Here is a 25,803-nt window from a genome sequence, read left to right as displayed (position 1 = left end):
TGGCATTCAATTAGACCAATAAGCACCCGTTCCCTTTCATTGTCTATTAAGTCATACGCATACTAGTGCCCGTAACTGCTTCGAGGTAAACACACGACTATCACGTTATGAACGCTGATCTTTTCACCGCTGTAACATCTGTAACAATTTGATTCCCTACTCTTGGCACGACTGCGTACAGAACATCATATTTTGTTACCGATAACTTTATATCGAATGTGGTCGTACCTTTATAAAATCATTGACTTTTTTTATTTTCAAACAAAGCTCAATTCATTATCGAAAATATCAATAAATAATGGTACGTTACACGAGTTGCAGTAATTTAATGGACATATATCACATATAAGGATGTGGTTTACTTTGGCGACACAACATAAGAAAAACAAGGTATATCACTAATGTCTATCAAGAATCTTTCTATAGCGAAAAAGATATCGCTATCGTTTTTACTCATTGCCATCGTCAACATTGCATTTGGCGTGTTTTTATCTACAGAGCTCAAAAGCATCAAATCTGAGCTTTTAAACTATACCGATGATACGCTTCCTGCAATGGAAAGGGTCGATTCGATTCGAGACCACTTGTCTCGCTGGCGCCGAGCTCAATTTGCTGCGTACACTTATGAAGACGCAGACCAAGTCAAAACTAAAATTTCTAACAATATTAGAGAACGCGAAAAGATCACTAGAGAGCTCAACGCTTACGGTGAAACTATCTGGCCTGGCGAAGAGCAGCAAACTTACCAGCGTCTTATGCGTCAGTGGAAAAAGTACTTGGATACTATGGACCAGTACAATGAAGCGATGCTAGCTAACGACAAAAGCAAGGCCCACCCTATTTTGGCGAACTCTTTGTCTGCTTTCGAAGCGGTTGACTCAGAGTTAGGCGAACTAATCCGTCTCCTTAAAGAAGCTATGGACAGCAACAAAACTCATATCCTGTCCTCTGTAAATGGATTGAGTAATTCTTCAATTGCAAGTAACGTGATTATTCTACTGATCATGGTAGGCATGACATACGTGCTGACTCGGCTAATTTGTGGCCCACTTAAACTTGTTGTTGAGCAAGCAAATGCCATCGCGACAGGTGATCTATCAAGTGACATTGACCGTAAAGCAATCGGCAATGATGAGCTTGGTGAACTGGCAGACGCGACCACTAAGATGCAAGATGACTTACGCCAAGTTATCGATAATGTGATTGCTGCAGTTACTCAGTTAAGCAGCGCTGTCGAAGAGATGAACCAAATCTCCGATATTTCTGCGTCTGGTATGAAAGATCAACAGCTGCAAATTACGCACATCGCAACAGCAATGACAGAAATGAAAGCGGCCGTAGCCGATGTTGCTCGTAACACTGAAGACTCAGCGAACCAAGCTAACGAAGCAAACCGCCGCACACAACACGGTGTTCGTGAAACCCAAGGTATGGTTGACGCGATTCAAGAAGTTTCAAATGTAATTGGCGCTGCAGGCGATACCGTAGCAGAGCTTGAACAGCAATCGAATAAAATTAACGTTATCGTGGATGTTATCCGCGACATCGCCGATCAAACCAACCTACTTGCACTTAATGCAGCCATTGAAGCGGCGCGTGCTGGTGAGTCTGGTCGTGGCTTTGCCGTCGTTGCAGACGAAGTTCGAACTCTTGCTGGCCGTACGCAAGATTCAACGAGTGAAATCACTTCGATCATTGAGCAGCTACAATCACTTGCAAAAGACGCAAAATCAGCCACTGAACTTTCTAGAACCAGTATCTCAGAATGTGCAGAACAAGGCATTCAATCAAAACAGCTGATGAGCGACATTGAGCATTCGATTTCGGACATCTCAGACATGGGTACCCAAATCGCCACGGCTTGTAACCAGCAAGACTCTGTTGCGGAAGAGCTTAACCGCAGCATTGAAAACATACATTTAGCATCTCAAGAGGTCTCGCAAGGCTCGGAGCAAACCGCACAGGCGTGCCGCGAACTAAGCCAGCTATCCATTTCTCTTAAAGATGTAATGAGCCGCTTTAAACTGAGTTAAACTCAGTGGGTACCTTAGTAGATATCAAATCAATCCCGATTTGCTTAAATTGAATGTCATCACTGAGGTATATTTAGGTATATATTAAATCACTATCTTAATAAACGCTCCAAAGCACCACTTGGAGCGTTTTACTTCGTCAGGTACTTTCCCCAAGTACTCAATAACATAACCAATACAAAAAACGCGTACGGAGACTTTATGCGCTTAAATAAAACCTTACTATCACTGACTATCGCTGCTGCAATCGCGGTTCCTGTAATGCAAGCTACTGCTGCTCCTCTTCAAATTAGCAATACAGCAGCAAAAGCAGAGCAAGTTCAAGGTGCTAACGCTTGGCTAGAAATAAACTTAGGTCAGTTCCGCGATAATATTGAGCAGTTTAAATCGCACATGGATGGCAAAACGAAAATTTGTGCCGTGATGAAAGCCGACGCATACGGCAATGGTATCGCAGGCCTGATGCCGACTATTATCGAGCAACAAATTCCTTGCGTTGCCGTTGCAAGTAACGCCGAAGCACAAACTGTTCGCGACAGTGGCTTTAAAGGCCAACTTATGCGTGTACGCTCAGCGGATATTGGCGAGATTGAAGCCGCAATCAACCTAAATGTCGAAGAGTTGATAGGCACAGCAGAGCAAGCTAAAGCACTGTCTAAACTAGCCGAGAAAGCTGGTAAAGAAATCAAAGTTCACCTTGCTCTGAACGACGGTGGTATGGGACGTAATGGTGTTGATATGACGACAGAAGCAGGCAAGAAAGAAGCGCTAAAAATCGCTCAACAAGCTGGCGTAAATATTGTTGGTATCATGACTCATTTCCCTAACTACAATGCAGACGACGTGCGCCAAAAGTTAGCTTCATTCAAAGACAGTTCTGCATGGCTGATTAAAGAAGCGAATCTAAAACGCGACAACATTTTACTGCACGTAGCAAACTCTTACACCGCGCTTAATGTTCCTGAAGCGCAGCTTGATATGGTTCGCCCTGGTGGCGTTTTATACGGAGACCTACCGACTAACCCTGAGTACCCTTCTATCGTGTCTTTCAAAACACGCGTGGCATCCGTTCACCACCTGCCAAAAAATAGCACAGTCGGTTACGACAGTAGCTACACAACAAGCAAAGAAAGCTTAATGGCGAACATTCCTGTTGGTTACTCTGATGGTTACCCACGAAAAATGGGGAATGCGGCAGAAGTTCTGATCAATGGCCAACGTGCAAAAGTTGCGGGCGTTGCTTCAATGAACACTACAATGGTAGATGTTACAGGTATCAAAGATGTTGAGCCTGGTTCTGAAGTTGTTTTGTTTGGCTCCCAACAAGGCAAAACGATTTCAGCTGCTGAGATGGAAAAACACGCAGAAGTCATCTTCCCTGAACTCTACACGGTTTGGGGAAGCGCGAACCCTCGTGTCTACGTAAAATAAACCTATTCAGTTATTCGTAACAGAGCGAAAAAGCGAGCCTGGTGCTCGCTTTCTTTCTTATCTACTAATTTGTACTAGCTCGTGATTCTATCAATTAAACAGAGCTTACTATTTCTGTTGTTTTACTCTCCTTTAGCACTACCAAGTGCGACTCTCTACACTCTGTTTCTTAAAGCCGCTTGGATGGCTCATTTTTATATAGCACTTAGTGTTTGAAAGCCCCTCTAATTGATGTTAAACATGAAGTTTACAAAAAAATAACAAACACACTCGTATGGCACTGCCCCTTTGCCTGCTAGCTAGGTATCTCTATGACAGAAAATACTCAACATCTTCAACGCTCCTCCACTGAGTTGCACGAATTTAATCGGCTTGACGTCTGGAACGGCTTCACCCAACTTTTACCCCTCTCTATGTTCGTGGTCATATTTGGCCTCGCTTTCGGTGTTGCTGCGGTACAGACTGGACTAGATGTATTTCCCACTATGTTGATGAGCACACTGGTCTTCGCCGGTGCTTCACAATTTGCCACGTTAGAAATGTGGGGAGCGGAAGTCCCTTTCATTCCAGTACTTATTACTGTATTTGCGATTAATGCTCGTCACCTCTTGATGGGAGCCACACTTTATCCATGGTTACGACAACTCCCACCAACAAAACGTTACGGTGTAATGCTGGTAGCATCAGACGCTAACTGGGCAATGGCACTCAATGCATTTGGTAGAAAAGAACCAGGCTTTGGCTTGCTTGTTGGTGGCGGCTTAGCGATGTGGTCTTTTTGGATTGTGGGCACCTGGATCGGCATTTATTTTGGTAGCGCAATCAAAGATCCGGTGGGCCTCGGGCTCGATATGGTTATGGGATGCTTCCTGCTGTCTATGGTGGTGGCCGGGCCGAAAGACTTAAGAATCTTTGCGATTTGGGCCATAGCAGCAGCCTCTTCTATGTTGGCGTATTGGTATTTGCCAGAGAATAGCCACGTAGTGGTTGGCGCCATTACTGGCGGAGTATTGGGTGCTTGTTGGAAGGAGAAGAAAGCATGAACATCGAAACAACCATAGGTGGCACACTGCTTATCATCATCGCTATGGCGTTAGTCACGCTCATAACCCGCTGGGGCGGAGTGTATGTTATGTCATTCATTCCAATTAGCGAACGGGTTCAACGTTTCATTACTGCGATGTCAGGCTCCGTACTGGTTGCCCTTTTAGCTCCGCTAGCAGTAGAGGGTGATAATGGTGCTAGAGCAGCACTGTTTTCTACTGCTGTTGTCATGTTCATCGTGAAAAAGCCTCTACCAGCAATTGCAGCAGGCATCATCGCCGCCGCCGCGGTACGTGCTCTTTAGTCGCTGTTTCAACGCCGATACCAGTCATCAATAAAAGACCCAAAACACAAAGCCCTGATGTCACAAGTGTCATCAGGGCTTATCTTATGCTCATCATTTGAACGATGAACAACGATTATTAATCATAGTGAGACAGCACATTACGCACAGCAGTTACAATTGCGCTTATATTTGTCCATTTTACCAATACCAGGGTTAAAGGTATTGGTTGGGTCTAATTCGTGGTAAAACTTCTGCAACGAGTTTTCGGCTTCATACAAGTGACCCACATTATGTTCTGCTGGGTATTTGGCACCACGGCTATTGAGGTGCTCTAGCATCAGCTTTTTCATCAACTTCGTGTCAGTCCCTTTTTTGAAAATGTAATCTTGATGGAAGACGTAACACATAAAGTGACCATAATAGAGCGCTTGAACAAGGTTCTTACTCACCTCTTCAGGCAAAGTTTCTAGCCACTCTTCATCATTGCGTCGCAATGCAATATCAAGTGCAACGATGTCTTCTACGTCTTTTCGGTGAATCGTCTCGTAACGAATTGCTGCACCTGCTGCTGCAAAGCGATGTAAATAAGCTTTTTTACCCTCTTCCGGCGTACACTCGAAGAAATCACAGTCGTCTTCAACAGCCCAAACTTCTTTGAGGTATTTTTGTGCTTCAGCAATACCACCATCACTCATTTTCAATACCAGGTGATGCTCATACTTGTCACGGAAATCCAGCATTCGCTCTGGTAAGTGTTGTGGGAACAACTTGCTCGCGTAGTACAAAATGGTGTCTGGCAGATATTTACTGACAAACGGGATGTGCTCTAAGAAGTTTTCTACCTTAGCTTTGAGTGCGAACATTTTTGGCAGCTTATCTGTGCCTAACAAGTCGATTGATAAGAACACATCCTTGCCGTACTTCTCTGCCATGTTGAAGATATCTCGATGCAAGTATTCTCCCATCTCAGGCAAGTTATCAAACGTAGATAAGAAGTCTTTTCGCAACTTCGTTAGTTTCGCAGGGTCATTGGTGCCAAGGTAAAAAACCTGCTCTTTTTCGGGTACTGGGTAGCTGTCAACCCGAACGGCAAAAACCCCCAACTTACCAGCGCAGCCACTGGCTTCAAATAATCGGCGTTCATCGGCATTAAAGCGAGAAGGATTGTCAGAAGTCACGTCTCGAACACGTTCATCGTATTCTTTGTCTGATGCCATTCGCTCATCATGAATGATCTTCGCTGGGTCAAAGTTCCCTTCTTGCAGGTTTGTTAGAATTTCTTCTGGCGTTTCACCTAACCCTTCAATACCAAGGTGGTTCACCAAATGTAACTGGCCTTGCTTATCGACCTGCGCGTAGAGCGCCAGTTCCGTATAAGCAGGACCACGCTTAACTAGCGCACCGCCTGAGTTATTGGCGATACCACCGACCACAGTGGCACCTAGCGATGAAGAGCCGATGATAGAATGCGGTGCTCGGTTCACTGCCTTCAACTCTTTCTCCAAAGAGTGTAAGCTCGCACCAGGCAAGCAAACCGCCTGCTTACCACCATCTAATAAGTGAATCTTCTTGATTTTGGTAATATTGATCACAACCACATCGCGATCATAATCATTACCACTCGGAGCCGAGCCCTCTGTTAAACCTGTTTTAGCCGCCTGCATGATAATGATGCAGTTTGCTTCAACACACTGTTTAATAATCTTCCATTGTTCCAGAAGAGTGTTAGGAAACACGATAGCAAGCGCATTACCACTACCCGAACGAAACCCCGAGCGGTAATATTTCGTTTTAACCTCGTCGGTTAGAACATTTTCTTCCCCAACGATGGCTTTAAATTCTTCAATCAGCTGCTTTTGTTTCATATCCGTATCTCTAGTTATTGTACTTCGCTCACAACACCGCTTAGCGGCAGGCATGGCGTTTGAGCCACTATAAGCAGTCCATTTCTCTGCGTCTATGTCAGACGGACGACCAATACGTAATCAATAAACAACAAACAAAATAATTCTTTATTTTTCTGTCACTTATCTTTCACATTTGAGAAATTTAACGTAAGAAACAGACCGTTTCTTAAAAGAAACAATAGCAAAACCATTTGTTAACAGTTGTGCGGGGTATCTTGTTATCAATATTAGTGAAGAAAACGAGGAGAAGCGTAAGCCCCTAAATTTAAGAGGATTCTTAGAAATGAAGATGGAAACATAAGCTCAACACCAATATAACGATCGGTGTTGAGTTATTGGCTTAAAATCGATGGTTTTGACTTTGAAAGCTTGTGTATAGATGATCAATGAAGATCTTAATTTTTTCTGGTTGTTGACGAGTGTAAGGATACACCGCATAAATACCCAAACATTTGGCGGTTTCGTCTTTAAATAACTGAATCAGACTGCCTTGCTTTAAGTCTTCATAAACCAAGACACGCGGTACATAGATGATTCCCTGCCCTAACAGCGCCACATTTCTCAATACCGAAGAATTGTTGGTACAGAGGTTACCGTCGACGGTGATTTGATATACCTCGTCTCCATCTTTAAACGCCCACTCATGCGCTCCGGTTTCTTGGTAGGAATAGACTAAACAATTGTGTTTAGCCAAGGCTTGAGGTTGTTTAGGTATGCCATGTTTAGCTAGGTATTGGGGTGACGCGCAAATGATCCAATTCGCATCCACCAGCTTTCTTGCAATCAGACTAGAATCTGGCAACACACCCGTTCTAATTGCCAAATCAAAACGTTCATTCACGATATCGACGAAACGATTATCTAGATCCATATCGATATTGATGTCTGGGTATTTCTGATTAAATTCATTAATCACTTGAGGAAGAATTAATTCACCAGAGATAGTAGGCACCGAAATTTTAATGTTTCCAGATAAGTTTTTACCTAAACCCACAATGGATTCTTCCGCCGTTGCCACCGCTTGATAAACCGCTTTTGCATGAGTAAAAAACGCTCGTCCTGCTTCAGTCAACGTTAGCGTTCGCGTTGTTCGGTAGAGAAGCTGTACACCAAGCTCTTGTTCAAGCTTGGCAATCCGTTTACTGACGACCGATTTGGTCAGTGACATATGTCTCGCGGCAGCACTGAATGAACCTTGCTCGATCAAGTGATAAAAAATGATGTAATCGTCGGTATTTCTCATGCGTCTTCGTCAAATCCTTTGGAAGCCCGTATTGTAAACTGAAATTGGCTGAGGTGCGAAACATCGGGTCACACTTAATATCAGAAACTCGTGACAGAGATGAGGTTGCTAAGCTCACAGGTAATGAAAAAGAGATGGTGTGAATTTATCAGTCTTCAGATACAAAAAAACCAGCTTTCGCTGGTTTTAAGTTGATGCACTTGGCATCGAGATACCGCCATGGCCATATCTGAATAATTTGGAGCGACACACGAGGTTCGAACTCGTGACCTCAACCTTGGCAAGGTTGCGCTCTACCAACTGAGCTAGTGTCGCATTTATTCTCGAAAGCCATTCGCTCTCAAAAGAATAATGGAGGCGCCTCCCGGAGTCGAACCGAGGTCCACGGATTTGCAATCCGCTGCATAGCCACTCTGCCAAGGCGCCTTTTTATTACGCTTCAGGACTCTACCCCGTTGCGTTGGTGGCTACTTTACGGATTGAGAGAAGATAGTCAAACAAAAACATTTCATTTTCTGTTCGTTTGATTTCTTTTAAGTCAATTCGACCAAAGTTCGATCTTATTGGCTTAAAACGAAGCAATATAAATCTCGCTTTCAGTTCGTTTTGTCCCATGAAACATTAAGGTGTTTAATAGTTGCTGACCCTTTTTAGCAATCTTCCCACAACATTAGGGTGATAAGACCAAGTGTGATCAAACATCGACATTAATGCAGGATTTCCGTATTTCGATAAGCTAATCGCGTGAAAACGGTTTTTCTTCGCTTTGAGCGCATCCACTTTGGCCAGTAACTCGTCTTGTTGTTTTGGCGCGATAAAGTCGGAAATGACTACCATGTCTGCGTTTTTATATTTATCACCGCTCATCAAGTCGATAGATTTAATCAAAGTTGGCTCTAAGTCTGTACCACCATGGAAGCTATAAGTTAGAAAGTCCGCCGCCTCGCGCAGACCATCTTGTTTGGTTAGTTCGTAGGTAATGTGTTCCGTAGAAAAAATAATGACATAGCAATCACGTTGCTCCGCTAGTGCGATTTGCATCAGAGCATAAGCCATGGCTTTGGCGCATTGCTCAGGAAAGCCACTCATGGAACCGGACGCGTCCACACAAACAATGAAGGGGCCTTTTTCGATATCTACCGCTTTATGGTCAGGTCGGTGAGCTTTAACTTTACGTAACGTGCGCGATTTGCCTTGTGTACGATAGTTCATGAGCCGTTTATCAACTAAGTGTTTATAGAACACAACTTCAAGTTCAGGATACGCCAAAAACATCGTTTCGTTGGGAAGTAGCTTATTTAGATCATCGCTTTCGTGAATACCAACAATATCATCCGTCGCCTCATCACTTTTCTCTTCGACCAATTGAAGTTCTTCAGTGGGCGCACGATTTAGTTCAGGATCATTTACTTGCCCCGCCATACGACCGAGTTGCTCCGCAATTTCTTGCAAGCCTTGGTGCTTCTTCAGAAACTCAGCATGGCGTTTCATCACCGTTAAGTCTGTTTTACTCAACTTGGCAGATGCCATATCCCACAGGCGCCCTACACTTTCAGCGTCACCCGACTCCGTGACTTTATCCATATTACGCATGGTTTCCATACGTTGATACAGGTCATTCAGCACCTTTTCTTTATTGGCTTCAAGCTCGCTTACTTGCGCTTGTTTTATAGCATCGGTGAGGCTTTTGTACCATTGATCACAAAAGTAATGAGGGAACATAGGGTTATTCATCCCTTTGTTCTTTTCCATCATTCGGCGAGCTTGCATGTAAAACGCAGAGTGCCATTCCAGCTTTTTAATCACATCTTCGATGTTTTCAAAAAACGCCTCTTCATCCCAGTGAATGACCTCTTGATATAAAGACAGCTCTTGTTGGAAACGCTCTGTCTCACATACCTTGGTGATCCGTTTTTTAACGCTGCCTCGCCACTTTAACAAGTGACCTTTGACCGAAGATTTAACGCCTCGGTTTTCTGCCATCATCATGACTTGTGAACGCGCCATCAAATCATTAACTGCGCTATCGATGATGCCGGAGTCGGCCACCATCAGCGCGAGGTTAAGTCCGTCTGCACCTAGCATGTCGTCTCCTTATGAGAAAAACTGATTTAAGTTTTTAAAGCGTTGGATAACTTTTTCACTTTCTGCTTGGATTGATTCAAGTCTCTGACTTACCTGTTGCAGACTCGACTCCATTAGGCGGGGTAGTTCAGGATCAACAAAGCTATGCGGAAGCGCATCATGAAAGTTCGCTTTCACCTTGCGTATATGGTGTTCTGCCTCACTAAGCTGATTTACGGCTTTTTCGCTCTGCGTTAACCACTTTTGGTAAAGCTCTACATCCAAGCCCTCTTGAGTCACTAGGCTAACCAAAATGCCTCGGTTCGCGATATCACGGATAACTAGGTTATTCGCCGCGTCAACATCAAATCGTAAACGGCACATGTTGGTGTTTTGATTGACGTAACCATACACATCACCGCTTCCCTCTTTAATGACTCGATCTAACTCATCTTTGGGTACATAAACCCAGCGGCTATCACCTTTTTCTGATTCTGAAACCGACATGTTGCTTTGCAAGACAACCAATTTAACTAAGTTAACGGCTGCGCCAACTTTGTACATCTTGGCTTTAGAGGTATCGAAGCGCATGGTTTCTTTACGCAAAATGCCCGTTGCCGCTTCAGACGTTAACGTCATGCGGTAGGCATCTTCAAGTTCATGTTGAACATCAACCAAAGACTCTCGGCAGTACTCAATTTCCTGCTCCGCGTCTTGTTGATCAAATGCATGTTTTAAGGCGAACTCTTGAACCACTTCACGTACCACATCTCGCGATTCAGGACTGTTCCATAAACAATCTTGCAGCAGTAGAAGGTCAAGCGGATTGATTTCATCGCGACCATTAAAAAACGCGCTCGCTTTTAACAACTTCACGGCTTTCTTCCAGCGGCGGTCAGAGACATACATATCGGTATTGGCCACATCACCAAACTGAGCTTCAACTTTGGCTTCTAACATCGTTTTAAGCTGGAAAAGCTTTTCGAATGCATTGTCGGTTAACGTCAATTTGTCGAGCTGTTGTTGCCATTGATGATATTCTTCATCAGTTATCGCTAGGCCTTCTGGTACTTGTGCCTCTTGCGATGTGCCCACAGTCAACATCGACTTAAAGTTTTGTTTATTCTGAATTCGATTCACAAACACACGCACCAACATGCGGTCGTAGAGCGCATCCAATCCACTATCTTCATCGGGTAATTCATTGGAAGCCGATACCAACAAGCGCATTGGCACACGCTCGATATCGCTGCCATTTTTGAATGTTTTCTCATTAACCACTGTCAGCAATGTATTAAGAATTGCAGGGCCCGCCTTCCAGATTTCATCCAAAAATACGACTTGTGCAGTTGGCAAATACCCTTTAGTTAAGCGAACATAACGGCCGTTGTCTTTTAGCTCTTGGATACTCAGTGGCCCAAACACCTCTTCAGGGGTTGAGAAGCGCGTCATCAGATATTCGAAGTAACTGCTGTTATCGAACGCTTGGATGAGTCGTTTGGCAATTAAGCTTTTTGCAATACCAGGGGGACCTAAAAGAAAAACACTTTCACCAGCAAGTGCAGCAAGAAGGCAGAGCTTGATCGTATGTTCACGCTCATAAACGCCATCCGTTAACGCTTTCGCCAATTTATTGATGCGTTCTGAGAGAAGCGCTTTTTCGGCATTTGAGGCAAATAAGGTTTGTGTCATACGTTCTCCGGCTACTGAAGTGGTATTGCGTTAACATTTTTATACACTTGTTATAACTTTGTTACAAATGTATTTTGTCGAATTCCCCTTATAGCAGATGCTTTTCCGCTTCTTGACGAAGCAATCAAAGTTTCCATTTATGAGACATTGCTCACTTAAAGTGCAAACGCTTTCGTCGTGTTGCAGTATTTTTTGCTTTTGTTTCCCACCATTTGTGGTTAATGTCGAAAAACGTCAAAAATGCGGTAACAGCTAGGGTTCATAACTGCATGAGCAAGATAATTTATAAATGGAAGCAAATTTCTCTGATTGAAGAAGACGTTATGCTTCCTACAGGACAGGCAATTACGCACACCACAATCCATCATCCGGGCGCTGCAGTGATTCTCCCTATTACAGCGGAGGGTGAGATTGTCCTTGTCCACCAATTTCGGCCTTCACTTAATAAATGGCTATTGGAACTTCCTGCTGGTACCAGGGAAGGCAACGAAGAGCCACTCTGCTGCGCCAAAAGAGAGTTAGAGGAAGAAACTGGGTTTAGTGCAGAGAAATTCACGTCTCTCGGCCAAGTCACCCCTCTTGCCGGATTTTGTGATGAGATACAGTATCTATTTGTTGCCGAAAAGCTCAATAAAACAAACCGTTACGAGTGCGATGAAGACGAAGTGATTGAGGTCGTCACCTTGTCAATCAAGCAACTCGAAGAAAAGATTGTCGATGGCACGATCACCGATGCCAAAACGATCGCTTGCTTAAGCAAAGCGCGCCTTTGCGGATATATTTAGGACTTTGACCAAGGAGACATTCATGGATTTTCGATCAGATACCGTTACACAGCCCACCCAAGCCATGCGAGAAGCCATGTTTAAGGCCCCCGTTGGGGATGATGTTTATGGTGATGACCCTACGGTCAATGAGCTTGAAAAATTTGCTGCGCAGCTTGCTGGTTTCGAAGCAGCTTTGTTTACCACTTCAGGCACTCAAGCCAATCTGCTCGGTTTAATGGCGCATTGCGAGCGGGGAGATGAATATCTATGTGGGCAACAAGCACATAACTACAAATACGAAGCTGGTGGCGCGGCGGTTTTGGGATCAATTCAACCTCAACCAGTCGAAAATAACCCAGATGGCACGCTACCATTTGATAAACTGGCTGCTGCGATTAAACCAGATGATTGTCACTTTGCTCGCACTAAGCTTCTCAGCTTAGAAAACACAATTAATGGTAAAGTACTACCTCTGTCTTACTTAGCAGAAGCACGTGACTTCGTGAATAAACATAACTTGCAGATGCATCTAGATGGCGCTCGCGTTTTTAACGCAGCCGTTGCACTTGATGTTCCGGTAAAAGAGATCGGTCAGTACTTTGATTCAATGACGATCTGTCTGTCGAAAGGTCTGGCTGCCCCTGTTGGCTCGCTACTACTTGGTAGCAAAGACTACATCGCAAAAGCACGTCGCTTAAGAAAGATGGTCGGCGGTGGTATGCGTCAAGCGGGTATTCTTGCCGCAGCAGGCAAACTTGCCCTTACCGAACAAGTGGAACAGCTAAAACAAGATCACACCAACGCAAAAACCTTAGCGGAAGGTTTAGCAGAACTGCCTGGTTTTTCAGTCAACCCTGAATTTGTTCAAACGAACATCGTGTTCGCGAAGCTTGATCCTCAAGTGGACATAGTAAGTATCGCTGCGAAACTAAAGGAACAAAACATCACGATAACCCCTGGAAATCCAATTCGTTTTGTAACTCATAAAGATATTTCAGCGAAAGACATCGACACTTTCTTATCAAGTATAAAATCTCTACTTTAATTTGATTTTGATCATTGAGCTTCCCCTAAGGGGAAGCTTTATTGTATCGGCATGATTTTTAGCGAATAGATAACCTCCATGCTCAGATTTATACTTCTAATCTCTTTTATTTTCTCTTCCGCTATCCATGCCGAGCCGTTTGGTGATGCTGATAAAGGTAAAATCAAATCACCTAGCTGTGTCTATTGTCACGGTGTTACAGGCATCGCAACGAACAACACCTATCCAAGCCTTGCTGGTCAAAATGCTCAGTACCTTTACAATGCAATGAAATCTTATCAAGCCGGTGAGCGTAAAGGGCCACTTGCAGAAATGATGGCAGCACAGTTAAAAATGTTAAATGATGAAGACCTTCGTGATGTCGCTGCTTTTTATGCAGAACAGACAGAAATCAAGTGATTAGATCACCTGTAGATGTACTATGAAAGCTCGTGAATCATCCAAACTCAACGCATACTGAAACATTAACCCAACATTTGACCACAAAACAATCAAATTAACTTCACTTCAAATATTTGATGAATTTATAGTTCAACACAAGCATTAATATTGACTTTTTATTCTATTTTATCGATATTTCATGCTTTATTGAATTTGACGTGAAGTAAGTTATGTCTCACACACATGCGCAACCAGCAGACTCGGTTGCTACCCCTAAGTCGTGGCAGATGCCAGATACCCTCATTTTGATCTTCATTGTTGGTATTCTTGCTGCGATTCTTACCTACTTAATTCCTGCTGGTCATTTTGATAGCCAACAGGTGACCTACATGGTCGACGGTGCAGAAAAAACTCGCACAGTTATCGATCCTTCTTCTTTCTCTTATGCAACCGACGAAAACGGTGAACTGGTTTACAACAAGGTTGGCCTGTTTGCTTCTGGTGGTGGCATTGGTCTGATGAACTTCCCTTTCGAAGGGCTAGTTTCTGGCTCTAAATGGGGCAGCGCAATCGGCGTGATTATGTTCATGTTGGTTATCGGCGGTGCTTTCGGCGTTGTAATGCGCACAGGCACAATCGATAACGGTATCCTGCGCCTTATCGATAAGACCAAAGGTAACGAAGCGCTATTCATTCCAGTGCTATTTTTGCTGTTCTCGCTAGGCGGTGCGGTATTTGGTATGGGTGAAGAAGCCGTAGCGTTTGCGATTATTATCGCGCCGCTTATGGTTCGCCTTGGTTATGATGGTATCACTACGGTAATGGTTACCTATGTTGCGACTCAAATTGGCTTCGCTACTTCTTGGATGAACCCTTTTTCCGTAGCTATTGCGCAAGGCATTGCGGGTGTACCTGTTTTATCCGGCATGACAGTACGCATGGGGTTATGGGCTGGCTTTACGTTAATCGGTATCGCTTTCACAATGATCTACGCCGCTCGTGTGAAGTCAAATCCTAAACTTTCTTACAGCCATCGCACAGACCAGTATTTCCGTCAGCAAGAGCTTGGCAATCAAGATTCTCGTTGGAACCTAGGTGACACACTCGTTATCCTTACGGTTATTGCGACCACGGTGTGGGTTGTTTGGGGCGTAGTCGCTAACGCATGGTACATCCCAGAAATCGCGTCTCAATTTTTCACTATGGGCTTTGTTGTCGCGATCATCGGTACGATTTTCCGCCTAAACGGTATGACGCTAAACTGCGCAGCTGATGCATTTAAAGAAGGTGCAGCTATTATGCTTGCACCTGCCCTATTAGTGGGTTGTGCAAAAGGTGTATTGTTGATCCTTGGTGGTGGTACAACTGATGAAGCGAGTGTACTGAACTCAATTCTAAACAGTGCTGGCGGCGTGATTAGCGGGCTTCCTGACGTGGCTGCGGCATGGTTAATGTATGTATTCCAATCTATCTTCAACTTCTTCGTCACTTCGGGCTCTGGACAAGCGGCACTGACGATGCCTCTACTGGCCCCTCTGGCAGACATTGCAGGAGTTACGCGCCAAGTGGCAGTTTTGTCATTCCAACTTGGCGATGGCTTTACTAACGTTATCGTCCCTACTTCGGCATCTCTCATGGCAACGCTTGGTGTCTGCCGTATCGACTGGGGTGACTGGGCAAAATTCTGCTGGCGATTTATTCTATTACTCTTTACCCTATCAAGTATCGTCGTTATCGCAGCTCATATTATGGGTTTTGCGTAAAACGAAACCAATTGGTAATTAAGGCGAGACATGTTCTCGCCTTATTAATATTCATGGTATGACGACGCTAAGGTTTTAGATTAGCTTATGGTTTTGGAGTGGTAACTTTAATGGCAACACAATTTCTCGATGACGTGATTCAAGGTCATCAAGTGATTCAGTCTCTCAATGTAGCAGACCTAAATTCGGGCGAGCATAAGTTTTGGTTTCGCATCGCAACGAATGCTCTCTCTCAGTGGCAACACCTACCTGTGCTAGTGTTCAAAGGTGAAAAACCTGGCAAGAAGATCATGATTACCGCAGGGGTTCATGGTGATGAGTACAATGGTGTGTTAGCAGCGCAGAAAACTGCTCGAGAGCTCATCGGCACTGAAGTCGCTGGTACTGTCACTATTGTTCCAACCATTAACATGCCTGGTATGCTAAACCACAGCCGCGATTTCTATTCCGCAGACCCTGATGCGTCTCCTGCAAACTTAAACCGCTTTTTTCCTGGTGACCAAAACGGCAATGAGGCCCAACGTTACTTATATGCATTGTGGAATGATTTGCTCAAGCCAAATGCTGATTTAGCCATTGACCTTCACACTCAAACCAGTGGTGCGGCCTATCCACTTTACGTGTTTGCAGATTTCCGAATCGAGCAATCATTAGAAATGGCTCGCCTCATTAATCCTGATGCGATTTTAAATGATCCTGGAGATGCTGGCGTCCTTGAAACGGTCTGGAATAACCATGGTGTCCCAAGTATTACTGTTGAAGTAGGTATGGGGCGATATACCGAGCAAGAACTTATCAGTCGAACTGTAACAGGCATTTTTAATGTGCTGAAAAAGCATAACATTGTTGAAGGTGATATGGACCCTATTACGTCATGCTTGGAAGGAAACGAAATCATCAGTGTGAAAGCGACACACGGCGGCTTTGTACTGCCTCATGTCAGTTTGATGAATTTTGTCGAGCAAGGCCAACTTCTTGCGATTCAATACGACAGCTTTGGCGCTGAGATTAAACGCTACACCGCCCCAACAAGCGGCACAGTACTTAGCCACAATGTTGAATCTATTCGAGCACCAGGTTCCCTGATCGTTCGTTTGATTAAGTAAACCATAACCGTTTGTTGATAGATCAACCTTTCGACGCTCACTCAAATTTATATAAGCCCCATCACGAGTAATCACAAATGATGGGGCTATATCCATTTTGACCACATTAAGTTACGCGGTAACAAATTACTGTTAAGCGAAATGACAAACCGAGCTCTTAATTAGGAAGCTGCCCCTCTGTCCGCTTTTTCAGCCACGCTGATGAACTTAAAGCTGTCTTTGTTTCTCTTGTTCAACAAAAATGAGCTCGTCGATAGCGAAACCTTTCTCTTTAGCTACGTACTTAAAGCGCTCCACTACTCTCTCATCAACGTTAGGCGTTCTAGACAATAGCCACAAATAGTCGTGGTTGTAACCGGAAACAAACGCATAGTCATAGTTTTCACCTAGCTCAAAAACAATGTAAGAAGAGTATATTGGCCCAAAAAAGGAAACCTTTAAGTGTCCAACCGTTTTATCTTCAACAAAATAAGCTTTGCCTTCAGCTTCTGACCACTGTCGCTCTTCTTCGGAATATCCACGGTTTATCACCTTAACCCCACCATCCTCGCGAACCTGATACTCAGCGGTAACGTTGGATAAGCCTCGCTCAAATGAATGGTCTAGGCGTGCAATTTCGTACCACTTACCTAGATATGGCTCTAAATCGAAATTATTGACGGGTTCCACCCCATCCGGCTTCGAGGTACAACCAAATAAAGTTGCAAGTGACAAAAGTAAAAATATTTTTATCGATTTCATACAACACCTAAATTTTAATTAGTGATTGATTTTACTCTAGAAGATAACAAATCGATCACTAAGCCGCACCATCACCTTCATAGGTACACATCACAATTCTTCATCAATAGCGCACTGAACACCGAAACCTCGTCATCTCAGCAAATCGTTAACAAGATTGCTCTATTTTTGACTTACAAGCTGACCATGCTTGTACATTTTGTCAGCATTTAACCCTATGCATATAGAAACTTTGCACAACATAGACATTCGTAGGCATATCACCCTCCTATAATACGTTGCGTTATAGACAGAGGTTATTGTTATGAAATTAAAAACAGTGTCAGTTTGTGCACTTTTGGTGTTACTTGCAGGTTGTCAGCAGGAAAAGCCGAGCGAAACGACACAATTAACGACCTCAGCAGATGTATGTAATGCACAAGGAAACATGCCAGGTGGGTGGAATGAGTTTAACGCGACCCCTGATGCACAAAAGGCAATGGCCTTTGTTTTAGAGAAAATGGACACAATAGCGTCGTTTAAACAAATACTGAATGTTCACGCGCAAATCGTTAGCGGCGTCAACTATGCTATTGAGTTTGAATTGGATGATGGCTCTGTTTGGAACACGATTGTTTATCGCAACCTCGATGGCGAATATGCGATTACCCAATCGCCAAAAGAAGGCTACTTTTGCGAACAGTAGCGACTTAGTCAGAAAGCCCCTAACAATAGGGGCTTTTTGATCTAACAGTAGTCACTGAATTAGACAGCGAAGCGACATTGAGATTTAATCGACACCGTTGAACCAAGTCTTGATGGTTCAACATCAATCCTCTGCGCCATTTGCTCTTTCAGCTCAGAAACGTGAGAAATAACACCGATCATGCGCCCAGTCTGTTGCAGGTCCACTAGTGTTTGAATAGCAAGATCTAAAGACTCTGGGTCTAAACTACCGAAGCCCTCATCAATAAATAAAGTGTCTAAACGGATACCGCCACTATAGGATTGCACAACATCCGACAAACCAAGTGCCAGAGCAAGCGCTGCCATAAATGATTCACCGCCGGAAAGTGTCGCAACATCACGCGTTTTTCCTGTGTAGCCATCTTCAACCATTAAATCTAAGCCGCGACCCGCAGCGCCTTTGAAGCCCTCTGTTTTTCGAGCAAGAATATAGCGCCCTTTACTCATAAGGCTTAAGCGTTGAGAGGCCTGAATCAGCACATCATCCAACAGTACACCAAGAACAAAGCGATGTAGGCTAACCCTGCTGCCTGTTTTACCGCTAGCAACGTCGTACAACGTACCAAAGACTTTGTATTCTTCTTCTAACTTACTATTTTTCTCATGCAACACGGCAATATCTTTACGAACCTTTTCAAGACGTTCAAATATTGAGCGTGTGGTATCAAGTTGATTCCTTACTTCAATATATTGCGCCTGCAGAGTGGTTAACCTATCGTTAAACGACTCTAAATTAGGCCTTTCAAGATCTTTCAATGCATGATTTAAATCATGTAGTGTTTGCTCAAGCTTGGTTTGTGCCTGTTTGAAGCTGTCTATTTCTTGCTGCCAGGCTTGAAGTTCATCATCTCCCACTCGACTACTTAGATAATGGCTTTCATCCTCAAATTTACTCGCCTGTAGTGCCTCATTCCACGCTAATTCTGCTTGGCTAAGTTTTTGCTCTGACTCAGATAACCACTGCTTGTTCGTCGCTAAGTGACTTTCCGCATTTGATTTCTCCAATATCGCTTGCTGCAAAGCGGTTTGCGCCTTTTCTAAGCCTGTGTTCAAACTCAGAATTTGCTCTTTTGTCAGCAAAATTTCACGTTCAAGCAAGTCAGCGGAACTGTATTTTGGGTCAATAGAAGCTTGTAATTGAGCCAATTGTTCTTGGTTCGCTTTAACGGTTGATTCATTTGCCGCCATTTTATTCTGCAGCTCATGAATTTTATTTTCACCCACGACGCAGCGTTGATTAAGCTGTTCAACGTTCTTTTCTAGCTTTTCAATATCAATAGCTTGTAGACGTAGGAGTTGAGCATTGATCGCTTGCAAATCATTTTGAACCGTCGAGATCTCAGATGTAGCATACTCACCCAACTCCTCTTTCAACTGGTTACACTGATTCTGATACTGACTAATGACAACGTTATGTTGTTCTAGCTGATTGCTTAGTTGGTTCAACAAGGTTTGAGCTTCTCGCTCTTTAGCTCTAGCCGCCTGAACTTGCTCTTTTGTAACGGCTTCTTCAACAAACGTTGCGGGGTTAGGATGCGTTTCGCTACCACACACCGGGCATGCTTCACCTGCTTTTAGTCGCTGCGCTAATACTGCCGCTTGAGCGTTGTGCCACTTAAGCTCTATCGTATCAGCGGCTTGTTGACGCTGCATATAGCGCTGACTGGCTTCGTGTAGTGACTGCTGCTTGCCTACAGTTAGCGCATTGAGTTTAGAGAGCTCTAAAGTAAGATCATGCAGCTTTTGTAGATCCTGTAACAGCCGTTGTTTTTGTTTTATTTCCGCATCGATGCTGCCAATAAGCGCAACATCAACTCGTGCTTTCTCTAGCTCCTTCTGTCCCTGCTGGGCCTGTAACGTTAACTTATCTTTTAGTTCTATGTACTGTTTTAACGTTGCTTCAAATTGTTGTTTTTGTTGATAACCCGCCGTTATTTTACTTTCCAAATTGTCTTTCTCGACCAACTTGTTTTTCATACTTTCAAGTTGATACTGCAGTTGCGTTAACTGCGGGACCTTTGCCGCTGCCTTTTTTGCACTTTGCTGCAAGTTTTCTTGTTCTCTCGCAACGACATTAGCTTTTTCGAGACTCTCTTCCAAAGCTACGATTTTTTGCCTAAGCTCTTGCGTTTGAGCTTTTGCATTTTGTAATGAGATGTAGGGCAACTCTATCTTATTGGCATTTTTAGCGTTTTCTAATTGCTGTTGACGAGCTTTTATCGAATCTGAGTGTTCTAGATGCAGCTTGAGTGCGCTTTCTGCTTGCTCTCGTTTCGAAAACTCTCCATTCAAGGTTTCCGCTTTTTGCAATTCAGATTTAGCAGTATTGAGCTTATCTAACGCTGCTTGCTCATTCTTTTTATCAGACTCTAATTGCTTAGTTACTTGTTCCAGTTGTTGTAATAGTTCTTGTTCAGAACTCGCTTCTGCAACTTGTAAAGCACCTCGAATTTGATTATCAAATTCGCCTTTCGCTTTACTAATTGCACTCGCTTTATCTTTGAGCGCGTACTCAATTTTTTTATATATGTCAGTTTGAAAGAGCTGGCCAAAAATTTCTTCACGCTCTTTAGAGCTAGCAAGCAACAGTTCTCGGAATTTTCCTTGAGGCAACACCATAACTTGACGAAATTGAGTTTCATTCAAGCCAATAATATTGCTAACTTCAGTTTTAACCTGAGTCGTCTTGCTGGTGATAAGCGTTTCAGTCTCACCGAGTTCATAAAGAGCCGCAGTGTGCTTTTTAATCGTCATCCCTTCACCACGGGCCTTGGGCGCTTCCTGCTCAGGGGATCGAACAACTCGGTATTGTTTGCCGTGTAACGAAAATTCGAGAACTACTTCGGTTGGTAAGTCTTGCGCGGATAAGTCACACCGCATCTGAATACCTTGTCGCTCATTACCTGTGGTTTCACCATAAAGGGCGAAGCAAATGGCATCTAAGATCGACGTTTTACCGGAACCTGTAGGACCATTAATCAAAAATAGAGGGTTACTGCCAAGCTTCTCAAAATGAATGATTTCAGTTTTTGCAAACGGACCAAAGGCTTGCATGGTTAGTTTAATTGGTTTCATCTTTGGTCCCTATTGCTGTGATAATTGCTTAATAATGTCAGTAACAGCTTGCTCTTGCTCTTTAGACAACTGGCTATCTTGCGCCTCAATAAAAAAATCTCGGAACATATCAATTTCGCTTCGCGCCAACTTTGCTTGCGCCATTTCCTGCTCTACCCCAATTAACATGCCAGGTTTCTCAAGGTGTAAAACGTTTGGATACACTGAACGAAGTTTTTCCATTGGGTTTAAAATCGCATGTTTATCCATCAAACGAACTAACAAATAATCTTCATTCTTGGGGTCTGTTTTCCCTTGCTCAATAACTTTATCCAGCTCGCCCTCTACAATACGCATTTCATGAGGAGCCGTAAGATCAATATGCTTTGCAGAAACGAATCCTTTCTTGTCCAGTTCAACTAACGTGAAACCTTTTCTCTGGTTCTGTTCACCAAAGCTATACTTCATGAGAGAGCCAGAGTAACGGATATGCTCTGCGCCTTTCTTTTGAGGCTGATGCAAATGACCAAGTGCGACGTAGTCAAAATCTAAGAAGTGTTCATGACTCACGCGATCAGAACCACCAATAGATAATGGTCGTTCAGAGTCTGACTCGATAGCCCCATCAACAAAGCAGTGACTCACGAGCACGCGCTTTTGCTTAGAGATAAAGCGCTCTTTAATTTGCTCAACAAGCAATTGATGAGCCTCATCATGAGTGGATACCGAGGCTTTGTAGGCAAACCTGACCTGTTCAGGGTCGTTATAAGGCATACCATAAAACGCGACCTCGTCCGCAGAGTCCGTTTTTATGATGATGGGAGTGAGCATCTCTTCAAAGTTGCTAACAATATGGAGACCTGCATTTTTCATTTGCTCTGAGCCGAAACCTAACCTTTCTGCACCATCATGGTTGCCAGATATCAATATCATTGGTGTTTCTAACTCGGTACAAATGCGTTTCACGACTCGATTTAACAGTTCTATTGCAACCGTTGGTGGCACCGAACGGTCATAGATATCTCCCGCCACTACAACTGCATCGACGGGGTTGCGTTCAATATAGTTAATCAGTTGTTCGAGTACTGCTTGTTGATCTTCGAGTAGTGATACGTTGTGGAATTGTCGACCAAGATGCCAATCTGAGGTGTGGATAAACTTCATTCGAATTCACTTTCCGCCAATTCTATGAGTAGGCTTGCTTCTGTCAGAGTCCATGTACCGTTTATAAAAAGGAATGCGTCACGGGTGGGATCTCGAACAAGCCAAAACTCAAGTTATTTTATTTCGGTAAGGATATCTTGAGTCGAACAGCTTTTCATGTGGTTTGTGTTCTATGGCTGGCTATTTAATCAGAAAGCGAGAAGAACACTGTAAAAACGCGGTGAGCAAAGCTATTTTGAAAAGCAAGCTGCGCCTAGTCATTGTCCAAACATCATTAAAGGGCCAGTTTCGAGTCAATCCCCCATAACATTTGCATCACTAAAACCTCAACTACTACTAGAAGGAAAAGCAATAGCCAGACCTATTCACTACGCCAATTGTATATTACTCCTACTGCATAGCCATCTGACTCGATGTCCGCTTGCAACACGTGAAAGTCTGGGCAGGGGCTGCTTCTTTGAAGCTCATCAATCACTAACGCTTTTAAAACGCCGCCACATGCACCCAATCCGCCAAGTTTGATATCAACAAATTGATACTGAGTTTGCTCGGTCACCCACGGAGACAAGAATTGCATTGAGTTTAACCATTGCGGTTCTTCCTTATTAACGGATAAATACAATTGACTGAGTGGATGTTCACAACTTACTCCTAATTGCTTAAACACCTTGTCCACGGCGATGCGTTGTTGTTTGGCATCTAAATCAATTCGAACAACATCAGGCACAAGACCTGAATGTCGAAAAAAACACTTGGTTAAAATGATAGAGCTTTGAGGTTTGACATGCCCTTCTACATCACTCGTAACCTCTATAGCCAGTATCCAAGTCGCTTGCGTTTCATTAACTTCACGATTTATCCGATTTAGTGCCATCAAAAATGCAGCTTGGCCATAAGGATAAAAGTAAATTTCAGTATTGACAGTTTGGTCAACGAAAATAGAAAGCTCGCTTATCAATGCTTTAAGCAAACTTTTGTCCACCGAAGATGGTAAAAGAACACAGAGATTCCCCTTGATATCAGCTTGCTCAAGACTCTCGCGCTCAGAGCGCACGAGGCTTAATATATGCTCATCTATTGATTGAGCAAAGTCAGGGGGTCGGATTTCCTCGGACAATCTAAAAGAATCATCAGCTATCTCGCGAACGGTGTGTGAACGGCCATTAAAGGATAGAAGATGCGTTTGAAATGCGAGTGGCATCTAGCCTCCGATTAAAACCGTAGGCATACCAGATAGAATTTTGCCACCATGAGACGTTGAATCGCCGACTCTCGCGGCTGGTTTACCGTTGATTGTTACGCTAGAAGAACCTGCTGAGATACTATCCGGAGGACCGATACAAATAAGCTTGTCGCCTTGTCTTGCCGCAGGTATCCCGCCAATCGTTACGTTTGGTGAACCAACAACGACGGGACCACCGACATGCGGTATCTTTCCTGTTTTTTTAGGGCAAAGATGAAAGCTGCCCAAAATTGCGGCTGGTTTACCCACTTTAAATCACCTTAGTTCAATGAAATTTGCCCAGCTTTAAGAGCAATAGCTGAGCCGTTAATGGATATTTTATTACCTTTGATATTGATTTCTCCAGAGCTAGACATCTGAATAGAAGCACCACCTACTTTGATCTCGACGCTCTTTCCTGCATTAAAAGACAGTACTTCACCCGTTTCATTCGAAAAGTTTTTACCTACTTTCAAGCTCGCGTTCTGACCAACCTCTTGATTAACATCATTGGTCACTTTTTCGGTTTTACTGTTTTCAACGGCGATATCAACACAGTCTTCAACTAGCATTTGGAACAGTTTTTCAGCATGAAGATAAATGTGCTCTTCACCAGGCTTATCATCGAAGCGCAACTCATTAAAATTGGATGTACCTTTTTGTACAGAGCGTGATTTATAACCACTCTGAGAACTTTGCTCTGGTAAAGCGTAAGGAGGGAGTTGACTACCGTTATATAGTGACCCCGTAACGATTGGTTGATCAGGGTCTCCGTTGACAAACTCGACGATGACCTCTTGTCCGACTCTAGGGTGAAACACCGACCCCCATCCGTTACCTGCGATATTTTGCGCAACACGAATCCAACATGAACTATTTACATCGTATTTACCAACACGGTCCCAGTGAAACTGAACTTTGATACGGCCATGTTTGTCTATGTAAATTTCACCATCTTTGTTCCCCGTAACTACTGCGGTTTGCAAACCTTTCATCTGAGGTTTCGGGTAGTTAACTGAAGGACGCAGGATTGTCTTTGAGTCAACACAACTAAACGAGACTTTGACACCTTGCGCACCGGTCCCACCTTGACCAGTCTGGTTATAAACAGCAGCAGACAAAAAAACAGAAGACAGTACATATTCTTTGCCGACTCGAGATTTATCTTCATGCTTTTTAAACTTGAAGCACTTGCCCACACTGAATGTTCTGCACGTAGCCTCGCCACGACACAAATATGCATTTTGCTGTAGTGCTTCTATTGCATGCGTGTTTCTCAGTGCGTATTGATCATTGCTCTCCATTTCACCCATGTATTCAAAATACTCGCTTCCAGGTACTGTAAAAAAATCACTTTCACCCTTTGCAGTATTTTTAGGATTCGAAGAAGGCTTGAGCATGTTATAGCCTGACTTTTGACTCGCTTTAGTAGTCAGAATTTGCGTTTCATGCCAAGAAGAAATGTGGCTAGATTTCGCCGTACCTGTATCAAAATCGACTAAAAACTCAGTACCCGGCTTATAAAAACTGATGTCATCAAAAATATTGAGCGTATGGGCAGACTTAGTATGTGTAAAACAAAATGATAGCCCCTCTTCCGATAACAGACGTCGAACAAATTCAAGATCTGATTCTTCATATTGTACTTTGTACGTGTATTTAGGATAGGACTTGGTTAGCTCAAAACTAAAGGCAACACTATGCTCCGATAGTACTTCAGAGATAATTTCCTTTATATCTTTATGCTGAAATATTCTGCAATTTTTTCGATATTCAGCGAAACGTAATTTAGGCTCTATTAATAATTCTATGTTTTTATAATTTTCGCCTTTATGTGTATTAGAAACCCTTTTCCCTTCTAATCTTGCAGCAGAAACGTAACCATGCATATAACGAGGATTTGAAGAAACATCCTCATTATTTTCAAGGGTAATGGTAACTTCCTTACCAATAATTTCGTTTAACTCACTTCGTTGATCATTAAAGTAAGCTTTAGCACGCAATGAAAAAAGTTCTGAGATCTCTTCTTTATACTCAAACGAGTTTAGTATGATGGCATCTTTACCGAATGGGGAAGAAATTCGGATGAAATTGTTATCTTGAGTTGCTCTTTTCATTAAATACTTCTTTCAAA

Annotated in this window: 20 protein-coding genes and 2 tRNA genes; 10 read left to right on the top strand and 12 right to left on the bottom strand. The window is 43.4% G+C overall.

Annotated features, from left to right (window positions below; genetic code table 11):
* The first annotated feature begins 401 nt into the window (after positions 1-401).
* From R7E00_RS03775 to R7E00_RS03760, 4 genes are all read left to right on the top strand, one after another.
* Complete coding sequence (locus R7E00_RS03775) at positions 402-2,033, top strand: methyl-accepting chemotaxis protein (RefSeq protein WP_053303666.1); 1,632 nt, start codon at positions 402-404, stop codon at positions 2,031-2,033.
* A gap of 201 nt (positions 2,034-2,234) precedes the next feature.
* Positions 2,235-3,464: an alanine racemase gene (gene alr / locus R7E00_RS03770; RefSeq protein WP_258481694.1), complete on the top strand. Its 1,230-nt coding sequence runs from the start codon at positions 2,235-2,237 to the stop codon at positions 3,462-3,464.
* A gap of 311 nt (positions 3,465-3,775) precedes the next feature.
* Positions 3,776-4,507: an AzlC family ABC transporter permease gene (locus R7E00_RS03765; RefSeq protein ID WP_005375986.1), complete on the top strand. Its 732-nt coding sequence runs from the start codon at positions 3,776-3,778 to the stop codon at positions 4,505-4,507.
* Complete coding sequence (locus R7E00_RS03760; RefSeq protein ID WP_005375985.1) at positions 4,504-4,812, top strand: AzlD family protein; 309 nt, start codon at positions 4,504-4,506, stop codon at positions 4,810-4,812. The genes R7E00_RS03765 and R7E00_RS03760 overlap by 4 nt, the downstream gene beginning before the upstream one ends.
* Positions 4,813-4,952: 140 nt before the next feature.
* On the opposite strand, the gene dld is transcribed toward R7E00_RS03760, so the two are convergent.
* From dld to R7E00_RS03730, 6 genes are all read right to left on the bottom strand, one after another.
* The gene (dld, locus tag R7E00_RS03755) at positions 4,953-6,659 is read right to left on the bottom strand and encodes a D-lactate dehydrogenase (RefSeq protein WP_262606015.1); all 1,707 of its coding nucleotides are present in this window, start codon (positions 6,657-6,659) and stop codon (positions 4,953-4,955) included.
* 382 nt (positions 6,660-7,041) lie between these two features.
* A complete protein-coding gene (locus R7E00_RS03750) occupies positions 7,042-7,944 on the bottom strand; it encodes a LysR family transcriptional regulator (RefSeq protein WP_017633645.1) in 903 nt (300 codons plus the stop codon).
* A 239-nt stretch (positions 7,945-8,183) separates the two neighbouring features.
* Positions 8,184-8,259 (bottom strand) — tRNA-Gly (locus tag R7E00_RS03745).
* Positions 8,260-8,296: 37 nt separating this feature from the next.
* Positions 8,297-8,370, bottom strand: a tRNA-Cys gene (locus tag R7E00_RS03740).
* 204 nt (positions 8,371-8,574) lie between these two features.
* Positions 8,575-10,029 (bottom strand): ATPase RavA stimulator ViaA, encoded by a 1,455-nt coding sequence (gene viaA / locus R7E00_RS03735; protein ID WP_005375981.1) that lies wholly within the window; start codon positions 10,027-10,029, stop codon positions 8,575-8,577.
* Between the two features lie 9 nt (positions 10,030-10,038).
* A complete protein-coding gene (locus tag R7E00_RS03730) occupies positions 10,039-11,700 on the bottom strand; it encodes an ATPase RavA domain-containing protein (RefSeq protein WP_213874063.1) in 1,662 nt (553 codons plus the stop codon).
* Between the two features lie 269 nt (positions 11,701-11,969).
* Between R7E00_RS03730 and R7E00_RS03725 the strand changes: the two genes are divergently transcribed.
* From R7E00_RS03725 to R7E00_RS03705, 5 genes are all read left to right on the top strand, one after another.
* Complete coding sequence (locus R7E00_RS03725; protein WP_213969379.1) at positions 11,970-12,485, top strand: NUDIX hydrolase; 516 nt, start codon at positions 11,970-11,972, stop codon at positions 12,483-12,485.
* A gap of 22 nt (positions 12,486-12,507) precedes the next feature.
* Complete coding sequence (ltaE, locus tag R7E00_RS03720; protein ID WP_170890076.1) at positions 12,508-13,512, top strand: low-specificity L-threonine aldolase; 1,005 nt, start codon at positions 12,508-12,510, stop codon at positions 13,510-13,512.
* A 78-nt stretch (positions 13,513-13,590) separates the two neighbouring features.
* On the top strand, positions 13,591-13,911 hold the full coding sequence (locus R7E00_RS03715; protein WP_104976059.1) for a c-type cytochrome: 321 nt from the start codon (positions 13,591-13,593) through the stop codon (positions 13,909-13,911).
* Between the two features lie 212 nt (positions 13,912-14,123).
* Positions 14,124-15,656 carry a putative basic amino acid antiporter YfcC gene (gene yfcC, locus R7E00_RS03710; RefSeq protein WP_005387492.1) on the top strand — a complete coding sequence of 511 codons (1,533 nt, stop codon included), beginning with the start codon at positions 14,124-14,126 and terminating at the stop codon, positions 15,654-15,656.
* A gap of 110 nt (positions 15,657-15,766) precedes the next feature.
* Positions 15,767-16,762 carry a succinylglutamate desuccinylase/aspartoacylase family protein gene (locus tag R7E00_RS03705; protein WP_258641607.1) on the top strand — a complete coding sequence of 332 codons (996 nt, stop codon included), beginning with the start codon at positions 15,767-15,769 and terminating at the stop codon, positions 16,760-16,762.
* A gap of 207 nt (positions 16,763-16,969) precedes the next feature.
* Here R7E00_RS03705 and R7E00_RS03700 read toward each other — a convergent pair whose 3' ends face one another.
* On the bottom strand, positions 16,970-17,503 hold the full coding sequence (locus R7E00_RS03700) for a lipocalin family protein (protein WP_054576742.1): 534 nt from the start codon (positions 17,501-17,503) through the stop codon (positions 16,970-16,972).
* Positions 17,504-17,807: 304 nt separating this feature from the next.
* On the opposite strand from R7E00_RS03700, the gene R7E00_RS03695 reads away from it, so the two are divergent.
* Positions 17,808-18,188 (top strand): cystatin family protein, encoded by a 381-nt coding sequence (locus R7E00_RS03695; RefSeq protein ID WP_172563844.1) that lies wholly within the window; start codon positions 17,808-17,810, stop codon positions 18,186-18,188.
* 59 nt (positions 18,189-18,247) lie between these two features.
* Here R7E00_RS03695 and R7E00_RS03690 read toward each other — a convergent pair whose 3' ends face one another.
* The 5 genes from R7E00_RS03690 to tssI form a co-directional block, all read right to left on the bottom strand.
* The gene (locus R7E00_RS03690; RefSeq protein ID WP_262606014.1) at positions 18,248-21,304 is read right to left on the bottom strand and encodes an SMC family ATPase; all 3,057 of its coding nucleotides are present in this window, start codon (positions 21,302-21,304) and stop codon (positions 18,248-18,250) included.
* A 9-nt stretch (positions 21,305-21,313) separates the two neighbouring features.
* A complete protein-coding gene (locus tag R7E00_RS03685; protein ID WP_005375971.1) occupies positions 21,314-22,447 on the bottom strand; it encodes an exonuclease SbcCD subunit D in 1,134 nt (377 codons plus the stop codon).
* Between the two features lie 361 nt (positions 22,448-22,808).
* The gene (locus R7E00_RS03680) at positions 22,809-23,648 is read right to left on the bottom strand and encodes an NAD/NADP transhydrogenase subunit beta (protein ID WP_262606013.1); all 840 of its coding nucleotides are present in this window, start codon (positions 23,646-23,648) and stop codon (positions 22,809-22,811) included.
* Positions 23,649-23,939, bottom strand: a complete 291-nt coding sequence (locus R7E00_RS03675) for a PAAR domain-containing protein (RefSeq protein WP_005375969.1) — start codon at positions 23,937-23,939, stop codon at positions 23,649-23,651.
* Between the two features lie 11 nt (positions 23,940-23,950).
* Positions 23,951-25,786 (bottom strand): type VI secretion system tip protein TssI/VgrG, encoded by a 1,836-nt coding sequence (gene tssI, locus R7E00_RS03670; protein ID WP_115386668.1) that lies wholly within the window; start codon positions 25,784-25,786, stop codon positions 23,951-23,953.
* Positions 25,787-25,803 lie beyond the last annotated feature (17 nt).

The sequence above is a fragment of the Vibrio sp. Vb1755 genome, assembly GCF_033338635.1.
GTDB classification, from domain to species: domain Bacteria; phylum Pseudomonadota; class Gammaproteobacteria; order Enterobacterales; family Vibrionaceae; genus Vibrio; species Vibrio alginolyticus.
The sequence above is the reverse complement of the archived record's forward strand: the minus strand, read 5'-3'. Positions and strand labels throughout refer to the sequence as shown.